Source organism: Comamonas composti DSM 21721 (assembly GCF_000429845.1).
GTDB classification, from domain to species: Bacteria; Pseudomonadota; Gammaproteobacteria; order Burkholderiales; family Burkholderiaceae_C; genus Comamonas; species Comamonas composti.
This window is the reverse complement of record NZ_AUCQ01000001.1, coordinates 121,359-136,220: the sequence shown is the minus strand read 5'-3', so window position 1 is coordinate 136,220 and position 14,862 is coordinate 121,359. Positions and strand designations below refer to the sequence as shown.

The 14,862-nt window shown below is 49.9% G+C and carries 13 protein-coding genes; all 13 read left to right on the top strand.

The genetic code is table 11. The features are described 5' to 3' along the window. Positions 1-81: 81 nt before the first annotated feature. The 13 genes from tssH to tssL all read left to right on the top strand — a co-directional run bounded on the left by tssH (position 82) and on the right by tssL (position 14,803). The gene (gene tssH / locus G486_RS23285; RefSeq protein ID WP_169728560.1) at positions 82-2,808 is read left to right on the top strand and encodes a type VI secretion system ATPase TssH; all 2,727 of its coding nucleotides are present in this window, start codon (positions 82-84) and stop codon (positions 2,806-2,808) included. Between the two features lie 30 nt (positions 2,809-2,838). Continuing rightward, a complete protein-coding gene (tssB, locus tag G486_RS0100550) occupies positions 2,839-3,375 on the top strand; it encodes a type VI secretion system contractile sheath small subunit (RefSeq protein WP_027013773.1) in 537 nt (178 codons plus the stop codon). A gap of 92 nt (positions 3,376-3,467) precedes the next feature. Further along, on the top strand, positions 3,468-4,898 hold the full coding sequence (gene tssC, locus G486_RS0100545) for a type VI secretion system contractile sheath large subunit (RefSeq protein WP_407059781.1): 1,431 nt from the start codon (positions 3,468-3,470) through the stop codon (positions 4,896-4,898). A gap of 35 nt (positions 4,899-4,933) precedes the next feature. After that, positions 4,934-5,419: an Hcp family type VI secretion system effector gene (locus G486_RS0100540; protein ID WP_027013771.1), complete on the top strand. Its 486-nt coding sequence runs from the start codon at positions 4,934-4,936 to the stop codon at positions 5,417-5,419. Positions 5,420-5,515: 96 nt separating this feature from the next. Further along, positions 5,516-6,016: a type VI secretion system lipoprotein TssJ gene (tssJ, locus tag G486_RS23280; RefSeq protein ID WP_084454936.1), complete on the top strand. Its 501-nt coding sequence runs from the start codon at positions 5,516-5,518 to the stop codon at positions 6,014-6,016. Positions 6,017-6,026: 10 nt separating this feature from the next. Beyond that, entirely contained in the window at positions 6,027-7,367 is a 1,341-nt protein-coding gene (gene tssK, locus G486_RS0100535; RefSeq protein WP_027013770.1) for a type VI secretion system baseplate subunit TssK, read from the top strand. Positions 7,368-7,389: 22 nt separating this feature from the next. Next, positions 7,390-7,671 carry a PAAR domain-containing protein gene (locus tag G486_RS23275; protein WP_084454934.1) on the top strand — a complete coding sequence of 94 codons (282 nt, stop codon included), beginning with the start codon at positions 7,390-7,392 and terminating at the stop codon, positions 7,669-7,671. Positions 7,672-7,708: 37 nt separating this feature from the next. Further along, positions 7,709-10,240, top strand: coding sequence for a type VI secretion system Vgr family protein (locus G486_RS0100530; RefSeq protein ID WP_027013769.1), 2,532 nt, complete (start codon positions 7,709-7,711; stop codon positions 10,238-10,240). An 8-nt stretch (positions 10,241-10,248) separates the two neighbouring features. Continuing rightward, positions 10,249-11,058, top strand: a complete 810-nt coding sequence (locus G486_RS23270) for a DUF4123 domain-containing protein (protein WP_084454932.1) — start codon at positions 10,249-10,251, stop codon at positions 11,056-11,058. Positions 11,059-11,170: 112 nt separating this feature from the next. After that, positions 11,171-11,623, top strand: coding sequence for a DUF3304 domain-containing protein (locus G486_RS24775; protein ID WP_407059780.1), 453 nt, complete (start codon positions 11,171-11,173; stop codon positions 11,621-11,623). Positions 11,624-11,650: 27 nt separating this feature from the next. Then, complete coding sequence (locus tag G486_RS23260) at positions 11,651-12,724, top strand: T6SS phospholipase effector Tle1-like catalytic domain-containing protein (protein ID WP_084454928.1); 1,074 nt, start codon at positions 11,651-11,653, stop codon at positions 12,722-12,724. A gap of 2 nt (positions 12,725-12,726) precedes the next feature. Continuing rightward, positions 12,727-13,443 carry a hypothetical protein gene (locus tag G486_RS23850; RefSeq protein WP_156919816.1) on the top strand — a complete coding sequence of 239 codons (717 nt, stop codon included), beginning with the start codon at positions 12,727-12,729 and terminating at the stop codon, positions 13,441-13,443. 136 nt (positions 13,444-13,579) lie between these two features. Then, entirely contained in the window at positions 13,580-14,803 is a 1,224-nt protein-coding gene (tssL, locus tag G486_RS21235) for a type VI secretion system protein TssL, long form (protein ID WP_169728558.1), read from the top strand. Positions 14,804-14,862: the final 59 nt, after the last annotated feature.

Below are 14,862 nucleotides of genomic sequence, written 5' to 3'. Positions count from 1 at the left end.
TCCCTTAGGCTAGATTAGCGCTCATTGTTCGATAGTGTGATTAATTGTGGATGATTGTCATATTTAACGAAAAGGTCGTTTGTGCCACTTTCTCGTAAAACACTTTTTTCCAAATTGAACTTGACCTTGTTCAAGGCGCTGGAGTCTGCGACGGCATTTGCTAAGCTGCGCGGAAACCCCTATGTGGAGGTGGTTCACTGGCTTTATCAAGTTCAGCAACTGCCTGACAGTGACTGGCATAGGCTTTGCCATTTTTATGGACTTGACTCAGATCAGTTATCGCGAGATTTTTTGATCGCCTTGGGAAAGTTGCCTGCAGGTGCGGGTGCGGTCCAGGATTTCTCTCATCAGCTAGAAAGCCTTGTGGAGCAGGCTTGGCTGCATGCTAGCCTAGATTGGAGGGCGAATGCTGTCCGCAGTGGTTTGCTGTTGATCGCAATGGTTCATTCAGAAGATCTGCGCAGATTGCTTCTAGGTATTTCTCCGCTGCTAAAAGTCTTTTCGCCTGAATCTATTGCAGAGGCCTTCAAAGCAGTTCAAGAGAAATCACCAGAGCATGCCGAGCGAGCGCATAGTGATTTGGGATTGCCCGAGGCTTTGCCTGGGGAGGCCAGCCAGGCGTTTTCCATTCAAGAGGCTGAGAAGTCAGCGCTGGGCCGTTACTGCACTGACTTAACGGAGTTGGCACACCAAAAGAAGATTGATCCTGTTATTGGTCGTGATGCAGAAATCCGCAGCATGGTGGATATCCTTTTACGCAGGCGCCAAAACAACCCACTGCTGACAGGTGAGGCTGGCGTTGGCAAAACGGCTGTTGTTGAGGGATTGGCACTGGCACTGGCTCAGCAGCAGGTACCGCTTGCTTTGCAGAATGTCCGATTGCTGAGCCTGGATGTAGGAGCTTTGTTGGCTGGTGCCAGCATGCGTGGTGAATTTGAGGCAAGGCTCAAGGCCTTGCTTGAAGAGGCGGCAGAAGCTTCTACACCTATTATTTTGTTTATCGACGAAGTCCATACCTTGGTAGGAGCAGGAGGGCAGGTCGGCACTGGTGATGCAGCCAACCTACTCAAGCCAGCACTAGCTCGAGGAGGGTTACGCTGTATTGGTGCAACCACTTGGAGTGAATACAAAAAACATATTGAGAAGGATCCTGCATTGACCCGGCGCTTTCAAGTGCTGCAAGTGCATGAGCCAAAAGTCTCTTCCGCAATCACCATGTTGCGTGGTTTGGCACCAGTCTTTGCCTCGCATCACCAAGTATCGATTCTGGATGAGGCTGTGCAGGCCGCAGCCAATTTGTCGCATCGCTATATAAGTGATAGGCAACTGCCTGACAAAGCTATCAGCTTGCTGGATACGGCCTGCGCTCGGGTCGCCATGTCCTTGCATGCACGACCGCAGTCCATTGAATTTGCCGAGCAAACGTTGTCTTCGCTGCTGCTGGAAAAGCAATTGTTGCAAGCAGAGCCCAGAGCTCAGAGCATCCATGCTGCGCGTCTGCATGATTTGGAGCAGCGTATTGAACAGGCTCAAGCAGTGATGGCCGAGCAGAAAGCGCATTGGCAGAAGGCTCTGATCAAGGCCCGTGAAATTGGAGAGTTGCAGCAGAAACTGAGTGCTTTGCAAGCAGGGGAAAAAAAGCAGGCTTTGGATTCATCTGTTTCAGAATCAGGGCTTGCACAGGAAAGTGAGGCTGACTTGCACGCCAGCCTGGAACTGCTTGGGAGAGAGCTGGCGGGAATTCAGGGTGAGCAGGCGCTGGTGCATACCGTCGTGGATGCTGCGGTCGTCGCAACTGTTGTTTCCAACTGGACGGGGATCCCGGTTGGAAATATGGAGCAAAACGAAGCTGCCACGGTGCTGCAATTACAGCAACGACTAAGTCAACGTGTAGTAGGTCAGGACCAAGCATTAGAAAAAATAATTGAACGAGTACAGACTGCCAAAGCTCGTTTGAGTGATCCAAATAAACCTATTGGTTGCTTTTTGCTCGCTGGACCTTCAGGGGTTGGAAAAACAGAAACTGCTTTGGCATTGGCGGATCTGCTATATGGCGGAGAACGAAGCCTTATTACGCTCAATATGAGCGAATATCAAGAATCACACAGTGTTTCTACACTAAAAGGTTCACCTCCTGGCTATGTGGGTTATGGCGAAGGAGGTGTCTTGACCGAGGCTGTGCGCCGCCGTCCTTACAGTGTAATTTTACTTGATGAAATCGAGAAGGCACATCCTGACGTTCATGAGGTTTTCTTTCAGGTTTTTGATAAAGGGTGGATGGAAGATGGGGAAGGTCGATTTATTGATTTTCGAAATACTTTGATTCTTTTGACCAGTAATGTTGGGTCGGAAGAAATAGTCGATCTATGCGATGACCTGGCGCTGATCCCGGAAATATCAAAAATGGCTGATATGTTGCAGCAGGCGTTACGGAAAGTATTTCCCTCTGCATTTCTTGGTCGATTAATCTTGATTCCATATAGGCCTCTGTCCGAAAATGTTTTGAAGGATATCGCGAAATTGCAACTGCAAAAAATGGTGGATCGCTTGTATCAACAACATGCAATTGATTTGATATTTGAAATAGATGTTCTTGATCATATTGTCGGGCAGTGCGGAGTCCATGAGTATGGGGCGAGACGTATTGGGAACTTTATTGATCAGCAAATCGGTTCTTATTTGTCACAGATCTGGCTGGAATCTATCGATTCGAAAAATAATCTAGAAACCATCCACTTGAGAGTTGAATCGGAAAATTTTCATAAAAAAGAAAAAATTTCCCCTAGTGGTTTGATTTTTTACTACTGATCAGAGGCGTTAAGTCTCATTTTTTAGGAGATTGAATTGAATAAAAGCAGTCAAAAATTCATAGCGAGAAACCGGGCTCCCCGTGTACAGATTGAATATGACGTTGAAATATATGGAAGCGAAAAGCGTATAGAGCTTCCATTCGTCATGGCTGTTTTGGCAGACCTGTCAGGTAAGTCTAGCCAGGATCTTCCAGTTGTGGAGGATAGGAAATTTCTTGAAATTGATATTGATAATTTTGATGAACGAATGAATGCCATCGGTCCTCGAGTTGCATTCTCCGTACCTAATACTCTGACTGGAGAAGGTCAGGTGATGGTGGATATCACCTTTGAGAGTATGGATGACTTCTCGCCTGCGGCCGTCGCATCCAAGGTCGACGCCTTGAAGCAGCTGCTTAATGCGCGAACAGAGCTGGCCAATCTTCAGACTTATATGGATGGCAAGTCTGGAGCTGAAGACTTGGTACGCAAGCTGTTGCAGGATCCCGCATTGATGAAATCACTGTCTTCCGCTCCCAAGCCCAAGCAGGTTGAGACTGCGGTAGAAGATCCAGCGGCCAAATAATTAATTACCAAGAAGGCATTTTTATGAGCTCAGCTATTAAAGAACGAGTTTCCCCTAGCATTCAAAAAGAGCAAATAAGTCCTAATGACTTCATGTCCTTGCTGGACAAGGAGTTCAAGCCGAAAGGGCAACAACGTGCAGCAGTCGAAGCTGCAGTTAAAACATTGGCAAATCAAGCGCTAGAGAACACTGTCACGATGAGCGATGATGCTTATGCAAGCATTGAGGCCATCATTGCCGAAATCGACAAAAAGCTCTCTGCGCAAATAAATCTGATCATGCATCATACGGACTTCCAGAATCTGGAGTCTGCATGGCGCGGTTTGAATCACTTGGTTTCTAATACGGAAACGGATGAAAAACTGAAAATCCGTTTCATGGATGTATCAAAAGAGGATTTACGTCGCACTCTACGTCGGTACAAGGGTGTGGCCTGGGACCAGAGTCCACTCTTCAAACGCTTGTATGAAGAAGAGTATGGGCAGCTTGGTGGTGAGCCATATGGCTGTTTAGTCGGTGATTATTATTTTGACCATACCCCACCAGATGTTGATTTGTTAGGCTCCTTGGCCAAGATTGCTGCGGCAGCTCATGCACCGTTTATTGCTGGTGCAGCGCCCTCTACATTGCAAATGGAGTCTTGGCAAGAATTGGCCAATCCACGTGATCTGGCCAAGATCACGGGCAACCTAGAACATGTGGCATGGAATAGCCTGCGTCAGACTGAAGATGCTCGCTACATAGGCTTGGCTATGCCTCGTTTTCTTGCACGCTTGCCCTATGGGGCAAAAACGAATCCGGTGGACGAGTTCGATTTTGAAGAAGAGACCGAAGGCGCAAACCATAAAAATTACGTATGGAATAACGCTGCCTATGCAATGGCGACCAATATCAATCGTAGTTTCAAGCTATACGGTTGGTGCACCATGATTCGAGGCGTTGAGTCCGGTGGAACGGTTGATAATCTTCCTTGTCATACATTTCCGACAGATGATGGCGGATACGACATGAAGTGCCCGACCGAAATTGCAATATCCGATCGGCGTGAAGCAGAGTTGGCAAAGGCTGGATTCATCCCGCTGGTGCATCGCAAAGGATCTGATAATGCAACCTTCATTGGTGCTCAGTCTTTGCAAAAGCCGCAAGAATTCATGGATCCTGACGCCACGGCTAATGCCAATCTCTCGGCGCGTTTACCTTACCTATTTGCTAGTACACGCTTTGCTCATTACTTGAAGGCGATTGTGCGCGACAAAATAGGTTCTTTCAAGGAGCGCGAAGACATGCAGCATTGGCTCAATGAGTGGATCATGAATTACGTGGATGCAGATCCTGCCAATTCATCCCAAGAAACAAAAGCTCGTCGGCCTTTGGCTGCTGCAGAAGTGGTGGTAGAGGACATTGAAGATAACCCTGGTTTTTATAACGCAAAATTCTTTTTGCGACCACATTTTCAACTGGAGGGCTTGACTGTTAGTCTGCGTTTGGTAGCAAAGTTGCCATCGATTAAAGAGGCAGCATAATTTTCTCATTGTTATTTATTTAAAGGATTTAGACCATGGCACAAGATATCTATATCAAAATTAATGGCATTGATGGTGAAAGCCAGGATTCCAAGCACACCAATGAAATCGAGATATTGAACTGGAATTGGAAGATTGAGCAAGAGTCAACCATGCACACCGGTAGCGGCGGTGGTGCGGGGAAGGCAAAGGTTTACGACCTGGAATTTGAACATTTTGTTGATAAATCCAGCCCTAATCTGATGAAGTATTGTCTGACAGGCAAGCATATTCCCGAGGCTGTGCTCACCGTTCGTAAAGCAGGTGGTAGCCCACTGGAGTACCTGAAGATCACGATGACTGATGTCATTGTTACCTTGGTCGCTCCCAATGGATCAAGCGTAGATGAAGTCAAAGTGCGTGAAAAAATAAAACTCTCTTTTTCCAAGGTCAAGCAGGAGTACACCATCCAGAATGCCCAAGGCGGGACAGCTGGTGCTGTGACGGCTGGCTATGACATTAAGGGCAATAAAGAAGCCTAAGGATATATGGCAGTGGATATATTATCTGCTGCCATATGTGTCCTTTAGAAATAGCATTCTGAGGTGCGATTTCTAAAGGACATGTGAATAAGTATTATGAAACTAAAATCAATCACAGTATTTTCTGGTTTTTTCCTTATGGCTTGTGCTCCAACAGAGCAAGTTATAAAAGAGCAAAGCTCTTTGGATTTAAGGATCTCTGTGAGCTCAGGTGTCAATGCTGATGATAAAGGCCAGGCGAACCCAATAGAAGTAAGGGTTTATGAGTTAAAAGACACTTCCGGATTCGAGTCTGCAGATTTTTTTTCTATAAAAGATAGAGATAAGGAAATATTGAATGATGCTTTGTTGAGTCGTAGGGATTTTATATTCAGGCCTGGAGAAGAGGATAATATTCGAAGTAAATCAAATTCCAAGACTACAGCCATAGGTGTATTTGCGGGGTATAAAGATTTACCAAGGTCCGTGTGGCGAAAGGTCTACAAGTTGGAGGCTGTCCCGGAGGCTTCATGGTATCGGTTTGCGATGCCTTCTAAAAAAGTCAAGCTCGATATTCTTCTGCAGGAATCCGCAGTAGAAATTAATGAACGTAAATAAATATTAAACTATGACTTGGCAGAATAAAGTGACTTGGAGTGAGGGACTATTTCTACGCCCTCAATTATTTCAGCAGCAAGAGCGCTATCTTGAATATTATGCGCACAAGCGATGCTTGCCATTGTCATCTTTTTTTTGGGGGTTTAGTCATTTACGTATAGATCCGGAGTCGTTGGGTTTAGGCAAGATTGTGCTGGCTTCAGTCAGCGGTATTTTTCCGGACGGAACTCCTTTTGACGTACCTGGGCAAACACCTCCGCCGCCGCCGTTAACTCTGCAGCATGAGCATCTGGGGCAGACCATTTATCTAGCCCTGTCTATTCGTGCTCCGAACTCGGAAGAAACCACATTTGACGCGCAGGCCACAGGCTCGACGGCTCGGTATGTTGCGTACGAGACGGAGTTGCGCGACGCCAATTCGAACGGCTACGGCTCCAAGCCTGTGCAACTGGCGCAATTGCGTCTGCGTCTGATACCAAAAAAAGAGCTGACCGATAGCTGGATGGGCCTGCCTGTTGCCAAAGTCGCTGCATTGCGCTCCGATGGGGCGGTGGAGTTGGAGCCCCAGTTTATTGCTCCGGTCAATGTCTATGGGGCCAGTGAAAAACTATCCGAGTGGATTTCCCAGATTCATGGGGTGACGCTTCTGCGTGCACAAAATCTTGCCGCACGCCTTGCCGGTAGCACTGGAGATACTCAGACAGCCGAAGTCACTGATGTTCTCCAACTGCAGACGCTTAATCGCTATGAGCCGCTGCTGCGTCATTACCAAAGGGTTAAGGACAGCTCGCCCGAGCTGCTTTACAGCCTGTTGCTCAGCCTCAATGGAGAGATGGCGACCTTCGCAAAAGATCAGTCGCGCCGGCCTAATGAGCATCCAGCCTATGAGCATCTGGATCCTTATGTGAGCTTCAAGGCCTTGGTTGATGACACCAGAGCCATGCTGCATGGCCTGCAAGACCGCAACGCACAAATCATTCCTCTGGAAATTCGCCCCCATGGTTTGCGTCTTGGCAGCCTTGCTCCGGACGAGCTCACATATTTTTCGCATCTAGTATTGGCCGTGGCAGCACAAATGCCTGCGGATGTGCTGGCCCAGCAGTTTCCCGCGCAAAGCAAGGTTGCTCCGGCAAGCGCACTGGCTGAGCATGTGCGCCTGCATTTACCGGGCATACCCATGTCGGTACTGCCTGTGCCGCCACGTCAGATTCCTTTCAATGCTGGTTATGTGTATTTCCAGGTCGAGTCTCAAGGAACTCTGTGGGAGTTGATGCGCAAGACTGGAGGTATTGGTTTGCACATAGGAACGGATTTCCCGGGCTTACGCCTGGAACTCTGGGGCATTCGTTAAAACCTGTTTCGGAGTCCTTTGAATGAACAGGCAAATCATCGTGGTAGGGGATGGAACCAGCCATGGGGGAGTCGTCATATCGGGCTCACCCAGTTCCAGCATCAGCGGCAAGCCTGTAGCGCGGTTGGGCGATATGGTGGATTGCCCACAAAAATATCCTGGCGGGGCACCTCACGGCATTAACCCCATCGTGGAGGGCAGCAGCACCTACAGCATCGATGGCATCGCGGTAGCCTTGCATGGGCATCGAACAGCCTGTGGCTGCACCTTGATCGGCAGTGTCATGGCGTCCACGGATAGTTAAGCGCAGCGGTCTTCAACACAAAAACAGGAGATGTTCCATGCTTCAGAGCAATCGGACTTTGAGCCTGCACTGTCCCACAATTCCTGCGCAGCTCACAGTGCAGCGCGTTCAGGGCCAGGAAGCCATCAACCAGCTCTTCGAATACCGCATCGATCTGGCGGCTCCCGATGCATTGAACTTCAACCCCGACATCGCTGCGGGCTATGAACTCGATGACTGGATAGGCACCGAGGCCAGCCTGCGCATGGAGCTTGAAGGCGGGGGCACACGCTACTTGAGCGGCCTGGTGCGTGAGGCCCGCTTTCTGCATGAGGACGGGCGCAGCGCTATCTACCAGATCACCATTGTTGCCTGGCTGCATTTATGCGGTCTGCGCAGCGACTGCAAGGTGTTCCAGAACCAGAGCGTGGTGCAGATACTGGACGCCGTGCTCGCGCCCTATGGCTTTGCCATGGATAAGCGCCTGATCGAGTCCTACCCCGAGCGCGACTACCAGGTCCAGTACAACGAAACCGACCTGGCCTTTGTGCAGCGCCTGTGCGAGGAATGGGGTATCAGCTACTTCTTTGAGCATGAAGAAGGCCTGCACCGCCTGGTGCTGGCCGACCACAACAGCGCCTATGCGCCCAACCCCGGAGCTGCCTACCAGAACGTGCGCTTTGCCCCGCTGGGCCGCAAGCTGGACGAGGAGTATCTGCACGCCTTTGCCCATGGCCAGCGCCTGAGCAGCGGCGCTGTCGCAATGCGCGACTACGACTACACCCGGCCCAAGGCCAGCCTGGAGGTGAAGCACAAAGGCCCGCGCAACACGGCCCAGGCCGATGGCGAGATCTATTTGTGGAAACACCGCGCAGGCGGCGACTACAGCCAGCCCAATGCGGGCAGCAAGCAGGGTGCCAACCAGACCGAACCCCAGGGCGAGATGCTGGCGCGCATGCGCATGCAGGCGCTGCGGCAAACGGGAGACCGCAGCGCAGGCCAGGGCAATCTGCGCGGCATGCAGGCCGGGCATACGTTTACGCTGAGCGAGCACCCGCGCGCGCAAAGCAATATCGAGCACTTGATTGTGGCGACCGAGCTGCTGATGGAGGATGTGGGCGAGAACAGCCAGACCAGCACGGGCTTGGGCCTGGACCGGGGCCAGCACTGGCAGGTTCTGGTCAAGCTGGAAACCCAGCCCGCCAGTGCAGTGCTGCGCCCGCCCATCACACGCCACAAACCCCGCTGCACGGGCCCTGAAACTGCCCTGGTGGTCGGACCCAGCGAAAGCCAGGCCGACAACAACATCTATACCGACGACCAGGGCCGCATCAAAATCCAGCTGCCCTGGGACCGCTACGGCGAGAACAACCAGCACAGCAGCTGCTGGGTGCGCGTGAGTCAGGCCTGGGCCGGCAACCAGCTGGGCGCCATGCACGTGCCGCGCATTGGTCAGGAAGTGCTGATCGACTTCATTGCAGGCGACCCGGACCAGCCCATCTGCTCAGGGCGCCTGAACAACCAGCTCAACCAGCCGCCCTGGAAGCTGCCCGAGCAAAAAGCGCTCAGCGGCATCCGCAGTCGCGAGCTCAAGCCCGGTGCCGGCAACAGCGCAGGCGGGCGCAGCAACCATCTGGTGCTCGACGACAGCGAAGGCAAGATCCAGGCCCAGCTGCAAAGCGACCACGACAGCTCCAGCCTGAGCCTGGGCCACATCACGCGCATCGAAGACAACGCCGGCCGCAAGGACTACCGGGGCGAAGGATTCGAGCTGCGTACCGACGGCCACGGCGTGGCCAGAGCGGCCAAGGGCCTGGTCATCAGCACCGAGACGCGCAGCAAGGCCCAGGGCCATGTGACGGATATACGAGAGGCCGAAGAACGCCTGAAACAAGCGGCCGACCTGCACGAAAGCCTGGCCGAGCTGGCCCAGCAGCACAAGGCGCAAGAGCAGGAGCCCAAACAGCAGCAAGCCCTGGTCAGCGCCGAGCTGCAGATGCAGCACACGCAAATCCAGGGTGAGCCTCAAAGCGCGGGCAGTGACGACAGCCCAAGCTTTCCCGAACTGCAGGCGCCGCATCTGGTGCTTTCCAGCCCCGCAGGCATAGAGGCGACGACCGAGCAAAGCGCCCATATTGCGGCCAATGCGCATGTGGCCATCACCAGCGGGCAGCACACCACGCTGGCCGTGGGCCGGGGCTTGTTTGCTGCGGTCAAGGACCGCATCAGCCTGTTTGTGCACCAGGCGGGCATGAAGCTGATAGCGGCCAGCGGCAAGGTGGAGATACAGGCGCAGAGCGACAACGTGGAGATCGTGGCCAAGAAAGTCGTGGAGCTGCTGTCCACGCAGGACTGGGTGCAAGTCATGGGCAAGAAAGGTGTGTTGATTAATGGCGGAGGCAGCTATATCAAGCTCACGGGCGACGGCATAGAAGAAGGCACTACGGGTAGCTGGGTAGCACATGCAGCTTCGCATTCCATGGTGGGGCCAAAGAGCTTGCCAGTGCTCCAAGCGTCTTTTCCTGAAGGCGTTTGCATTCCCTGCCTGCTCAATGCCGCACGCCATGGCTCTGCATTGACAAGGTTTTAAAGGTCTTTATGTATAGCTATTGCTTGATGGACGGTGCCATGGCCTTTCAAGTGCTGGGTGAACTGGAGTCTTTTAAAAATCCGCAAACACCGTGGATAGCCTCTTTGGCTTCGCACCCCAATATGCGCTTGGCCGGCCCCTTGCTGATTGCGGATACGCAAGTTGCTGAAGGATCGGCTCCAGCCTTGGAAATAGCCCAGGCCCAGCAGGCATTTGCCCAGAATTTGCACTGGTCGCGGCTACAGAGCAACTTAAACCTCAAGGCATTGGCCGCTCATTTGCAGCGATTTACATCTTTCCGGGATCAAACAGGCGGTGTTTATGGACTGCGTCTTGCAGACTGCCGCGTGCTGAATTACCTGCCGCAGATATTAGGACCGGAACAATGGAATGCGCTAACAAGCCCTATCACACATTGGCAAGCCCATAACCGCAAAGGCGAAGCCATTATCTTTCCATTTAATAAAAAGCACCTTGAATCTCCACTTTCTAAATCTGTAGTACCAGGAGTATTTCAATTGGATGAGGAGCAGATAGAAGCACTTATACAGGCGGGAGAACCAGACAGCTTGCTGGCTAATCTGGATATGGAACCAGAAAAAACCGATCCGCAACGCTTGCAATGGAATTACGACATAGCCCAGCGCTGCGTAAAGGCCTGGCAGCAGTATGCCATTCACCACTCTAAGCAATGTGATCGCCGCGTCTTACAGGCTTTCGCTCAGCGGGTATTTTCAAGCAATGCAGTTTGGTTATCTAAAAGAGAAAGAGTTATGCAAGAGCTTCAAGATATCTTTGCTGCTCTTCAATGGGATTGATCAATAACTTTGGAAATTAAGTTAAGTGCAAATATTTAAGAATTTCTTGCAGAGGGTTCTGCTATTGATAATCATTTTTTGGCTGGGAGGTTGCGCAGCGCGGGGCGAGAGCATGATGGGGGTGCCTGTGGCAGCGATAGGGCACTATGGTGATATGGTGGGAGTTTCTGATTACTATGTGAATGGGAGTCGCATTGGTAGTGCGTCAGGATGGGGTGGGGGGGGGGCTGTCAGTTGCTGCGTAATGGTTCCTAAAAATCCCATGCAGCCATTTTCAATTAATGTGAAATGGGTGACTTGTGATATCCGTCATATTAAATATGTAAATGGCCTAGCTGTAGACCCCAACAGGCGCTGCAAAGAGGAGGTGCATGAGGCTGCTATTCCTGTGAATTTTGCAGTGACTCCTGATGATAGTGAAGGAATGTATTTGCATTTTTTACCTGGGCATAGAGTAGAGGCCTGGGTCAGTCGAGTATCACCCAATTCGAGTAAATATCCTGGTCCTGCATATCCGCGCGGAGTGCCTCCTATCTATTCTCCACCAGAATATCCTTCGAAATAGATTAATAAATTATAAGGAGATATTATTTTGACTGATGAAAAAAAAGCAGGAGCAACGGATAATAGTATTTTTGCTGAGATTAAGGCTAAGTGCCCGGAGCCATTGCCTCAGAATAAGGCATGCGAATGTGAGGTCAACCTTAATATAGGCTTGTTTTTTGATGGGGCTGATAATAATAAAAATCCTCAAAAAGATAAAGATAAAAGCATGCTTTTTAAACCTAATGCTAATACTAATGTGGCAAGATTATGGGAAGCTTATAAAAGTGATAGGGAGGCGGGCTATTACAGTAATTATGTCTCTGGTGTAGGCACACCTTTCACGGAGTTGGAAATGGATGAGGCTGAGCTAGGAGGTGGGCCTTTGGGTACTGGAGGGGATACTCGAATTATTTATGGATTGCTAGTAACAATCAATTCGGTTTTTAATTTTGTTAACAAGGAAAATAGATTTGATGTAAAAAATCTAAGAGCCTTGTGTTCTTCGCAAAATGTACCTTCTTATGGAGAGGAACGCTGGAATTTGAGCGCGGAACAAAAGGCCCTGAAAGATCTAGATCTCGGTTCGGGGCTCAAAGATGCGAGCGATAAAGTTCGCAGCCGGTTTTTTGGTGAAGTCAGCCGTGATTTAAGTTTGCAGCTGAAACAAAGCAAGCTCAAAATTTCTGGAATTTACCTGGATGTTTTTGGTTTTAGCCGTGGGGCAACCCAGGCTAGGGTATTTGTTAATTGGTTGCATAAATATCTTTTAATCAATGGAAAGCTATTTGGTGTACCTGCCTATGTGCGCATGCTCGGTCTTTTTGATACCGTGGCTACGGTAGGCTTATCGGATGCTGTAGGCAGTAACGGCCATAACTATTGGGCAACTGCTGATAATCTAAAAATCCATAAAGAAGTAAAAAATTGTTATCATATTATTGCCCTGCATGAGCTGCGCACCAATTTTCCCCTGGATAGTGTGGCCGTTGGAGATACTATGCCCGCCAATTGCCAAGAAATTTACACTCCAGGGGTACATAGCGATGTGGGGGGGGCTATGAGCCTGGTGAGCAAGGAAAGGTTATACGTCCACAGTCCTCAATATTGGGTAATGCGATAGGCTTGAGTGCCTCTCCAGAGAAAGACGATGGTTATAAGCTTTCGCATCTGGCTTTGAACCAAATGTATGCGGCTGCAAGAAAATCATCTGAATTTCACCCTTCGCCACCATGGTTAGATTTAAATTCTAAAGAGGCGGATATAAATAATCTACATCAACGTTTTGCTCTTGAGCAACTCCAATTAATCCAAAAATCTGTACAAATATATTTTGAAAAATCGCAACTTCTGACGAGTATGAGTGTTATGGACGCTTTGCGTACGCATGGCCCATTGTATTTGGCATGGCGTTATCACGCGAAATTTGAAAATCTGGATAGCGTGAAATATGCTGTGGCTTTAAATGACAAATCGCTCGCCAATTATCGGAAAGGGGAAATTGTCCTTCGTGAAAATATAAAAGACCTTGAGCCTAATAATCATACGGAAAATTCGTTGGCAAGAAATGGCTTTCATTCGCAAGCAAAAGATATTTTCGACAGTATCAAGGTTAAATATCTAGATGAGGCCTTGGGAAAATTTTTTGATTCCTGGGTTCATGATTCTTACGCAGGATTTATAGAGAAATTTGAAGATATACCAGCTGCAGATTATATTCATTCTATTGCAGAGGCTCAGGGGTACTTCCGTTGGCGTGGATTGTATACGGGTAGCGATGAGAAGCGTAATGGAGGTCCACTTGCTATTAATGAAGGTTTATCAGGCTACTCTAATGGGTGATATTTTTATAAATTTCTGTGCTAAATCAATTAATAAAAAATACTACCCCCAGAGAATTTGCGTAAGTCATCTCTAAAAAATAAGGTAACTCATGGACCAAACACGGATATGGCAGGCGCAGCAGCCAGCAGACTCCATGGCTTCTGCCACGGGAGTACAAGGGACGCAATGGACCGCTTCCTCGGATAATTTTCAGGAGCGGCTTAAGCAGATGCAGCGGGCACATAATCCGATTTTGGATGCAGCTCAGCCTTTGCTGAGGGCTTTGGCCGATATGCCAAACCATATGGAGGCTGGGGGACTAGAGGTGTTGCGCCGTAGTCTGGAGCAGGAAGTCAAGACCTTTACTCAGCTGTGCGAGCAGGCCAATGTTCGTCGTGATCATATGCTGGCTACGCGTTATACCTTGTGCTCAGCTCTCGATGAGGCGGCCAGTCGTACCAGTTGGGGGGGCGGGGTGGATGCGCAAACAGGCCCTTGGTCTACCCAGGCCTTGCTCAACACTTTTCACAAAGAGAGTTTTGGTGGAAAGACCGTGTTTTTGCTGATTGGTCGCATGGCCAGCCAGCCGCACGAACATATGCATGTTCTGGAGGTCTTGTTCCAGGTTTTGGGTCTGGGGTTTGAAGGCCATTACCATACGGAATCGAATGGGCCGCGTATGCTGGAGACGATTCGCCATCGGCTCTATAGTCTGATTTCCGCAAGCCGTGAGCCTGTTCCGGCAGAGCTTTCAAGGCACTGGCTTCCCAGCGCTTTCACGCGCTTTAAATTGCTGCGCCAATTCCCGTTATGGATGGCTGCACTGATTTTTTCCTTGATCTTGCTGACGTTATATGGCTGGTCTAAATACCAGCTTGCGATAGAGCAAAAAGATGTGGTGGAAAAAATTGAAGGCGTTGGGGCTTTGAAAGTGGTGGCGGCTCCTCAGCGCAAGCTGCGGCTGAAGGAGGTTTTGTCTGAGGAAATTACGCAGGGCCTGGTAGCGGTTACTGAAGACGGCTTGACCAGCAAGGTGGATTTTCGCAGTGATGGAATGTTTGTTTCCGCTAGGGCTGATTTGACACTTGCCTCGGATCCCTTATTGAAAAAAATAGCAGAAGCCATTAAGAGTGTGAGTGGCCGGGTGCAGGTGGTGGGGCATAGCGACAATGTCCCAATAAAAACTAGGCAATTTCCTAACAACGAAGTACTGTCGAAAAAGAGGGCAGACGCTGTGGCGCAGGCCTTAGAGAAATTTGGAGTGAGTGCCCAAGATATTCAAACGCAAGGAGTGGGCGATTCCATGCCTATTGCCGAAAACAGCACGTCGGCAGGGCGTGCCTTGAATCGGCGGGTTGAGCTGGAAGTGATGGAGTAACAAGCAGGACTGTTTGGGAGCGATACCCTTGAATAAAATATTTACCCCCTCTTTTTTCA

Excerpts from the sequence above, each read along its gene's own strand:
- tssC (WP_407059781.1), top strand. The coding sequence starts at position 3,468 with ATGTCCTTGCTGGACAAGGAGTTCAAGCCGAAAGGGCAACAACGTGCA.
- G486_RS0100540 (WP_027013771.1), top strand. The coding sequence starts at position 4,934 with ATGGCACAAGATATCTATATCAAAATTAATGGCATTGATGGTGAAAGC.
- tssJ (WP_084454936.1), top strand. The coding sequence starts at position 5,516 with ATGAAACTAAAATCAATCACAGTATTTTCTGGTTTTTTCCTTATGGCT.
- tssK (WP_027013770.1), top strand. The coding sequence starts at position 6,027 with ATGACTTGGCAGAATAAAGTGACTTGGAGTGAGGGACTATTTCTACGC.
- G486_RS23275 (WP_084454934.1), top strand. The coding sequence starts at position 7,390 with ATGAACAGGCAAATCATCGTGGTAGGGGATGGAACCAGCCATGGGGGA.
- G486_RS0100530 (WP_027013769.1), top strand. The coding sequence starts at position 7,709 with ATGCTTCAGAGCAATCGGACTTTGAGCCTGCACTGTCCCACAATTCCT.
- G486_RS23270 (WP_084454932.1), top strand. The coding sequence starts at position 10,249 with ATGTATAGCTATTGCTTGATGGACGGTGCCATGGCCTTTCAAGTGCTG.
- G486_RS24775 (WP_407059780.1), top strand. The coding sequence starts at position 11,171 with ATGATGGGGGTGCCTGTGGCAGCGATAGGGCACTATGGTGATATGGTG.
- tssL (WP_169728558.1), top strand. The coding sequence starts at position 13,580 with ATGGCTTCTGCCACGGGAGTACAAGGGACGCAATGGACCGCTTCCTCG.